Origin of the sequence: Plasticicumulans sp. (genome assembly GCF_035331805.1) — a bacterium.
Classification (GTDB): Bacteria; Pseudomonadota; Gammaproteobacteria; order Competibacterales; family Competibacteraceae; genus Plasticicumulans.
This window is the reverse complement of sequence record NZ_DAOLKE010000552.1, coordinates 1-1,543: the sequence shown is the minus strand read 5'-3', so window position 1 is coordinate 1,543 and position 1,543 is coordinate 1. Positions and strand designations below refer to the sequence as shown.

Genomic DNA, 1,543 nt, shown 5'->3' with positions numbered 1-1,543 from the left:
ACATCCGGCGTGTCGTCGCCGTCGAGGTCGCCATCGATGATCAGGCTGTCGGTCACGCTGATGACGCCGCTCGTGAGCGTGATCGTCTGGTTGTTGAGGCTGTTGTCGAACACGATGGTGTCGGTGCCGCCGCTGGCGTTGGCATCGAGCACGGCCTGACGGAAGCTGCCGGCGCCGCTGTCGGCGGTGCTCGTGACCGTGTAGGTCGCCAGCGTGCCGTTGTAATCCGCAAGCTTCGCGGCATCGGCCGCCGTCGCGGTTTCGATCGCGCCACGCTGCGCTTCCAGCGTCCAGTTGCCGCCGGCCGTGGCGCTGCCGCTGCGATCGGTCGAGGCGGCCACGTCGGCGCCGGTGGCGCTGGCAAGGCGATCGAGGAAGGCCGTGCCGCGGCTGCCGGCGCCGGTGTCGCAGCCGTAGAGCAGCAGGTCGCCATCCGCGGCGAGCGCGGCAGCGATGGCCTGCAGTTCGCTCGCGTGTGCGGCCTCGGTGTTGACATCGAGCGCGCTGCTGCCGAGCCGCCACTGGCCCTCGCTGCCGTGGCTGAAGACGTGGATGGCATCGAGCCCGCCACGCTCGCGCCCGGCGAGCGCGTCGGCGAGCTGCGCGAAGCCGTCGCGGCTGCCGTCGATCGTCAGCACCTCGATGCCGTCACGCAGGCCGGCGGCGAGCGTCTGCCAGTCGGTGAGCGAGGTGTCGATGATGGCCAGCTCATGGCGCTGCCCGGCCGGGGCGCTGGCCACGGCGGCGTCCGCAGCCGTCGTCTGCGGCGAATCGCTCGCGATCGCTGCCAGCAGTGCCGGTGCGGTCGTACCGGTGTCGGCCGTCGGGGCCGGCGCGGCGGTGGCGACGGTCGCAGTACCGGCGGCCGCGGCACTGTCGCTGGCCGTGCCGGCCGCAGCCGGGCTGTCGCTGGCTCTGGCGGCCTCGACCGCGGCCACCGCCGCCTCGCCGGCCGGGTCGGCGTGGGTGAGCGTGTCCGCGGCGCTGCTGAGGGCGGCGGCGTCGAACATCAGGCGCGGCTCCAGCGCCAGCATCAGGCTCGCGGGGCTGCGGCTGCCGGCAGGGCGACGGGGGTTGCGGGTCATGTCGGCTCTCCAGTCCTGCGAGTTCGTGCCGGCGCCATCGGGCGTGCCGGAGTTCGGGGCAAGGTTCGGGTCAGGGTGCGGTTCAGGCGCATCCGCCACCGGCGCCGGGCGCCGGCCGGTTCAGAAGCCGCTCTCACGGATCAGCACCGCGGCGATCCGGCGCCAGACCTGCGTCAGCAGCGGCTCGGCCTCGACTTCGAGCACCAGCGTGCCGCGCAGCCGGCGCTCGGGCGCAGCGGCCCCGGCGGCGGGCTGCAGGTCGAGCCGGTAGACCGGCGTCTGCGGCAGCAGCCGGCCGTGGGCATCGCGGGTCGCGGCGAGCGGCCCGCCGTACACGGAGGCAAGCAGCGGCTGCGCATCGAGCGTGCGGCTGGCGGCCGGGGCGAGGGCGAGGGCGAGCACGAGCGCGCCGAGCACCGGGCGTTCGGGGGTGTCGGGATGAAAGCGTGCCGCGGCAC

Annotated in this window: 1 protein-coding gene and 1 pseudogene; both read right to left on the bottom strand. The window is 74.5% G+C overall.

Going from position 1 to position 1,543, the window contains the following annotated elements; genetic code table 11:
• On the bottom strand, positions 1 to 1,085 hold a 1,085-nt coding region (locus PKE44_RS19310), incomplete at its 3' end, for a DUF4347 domain-containing protein (RefSeq protein ID WP_324554463.1).
• A gap of 120 nt (positions 1,086 to 1,205) precedes the next feature.
• Positions 1,206 to 1,543 (bottom strand): annotated as a pseudogene (locus PKE44_RS19305) (hypothetical protein); the annotation flags it as partial.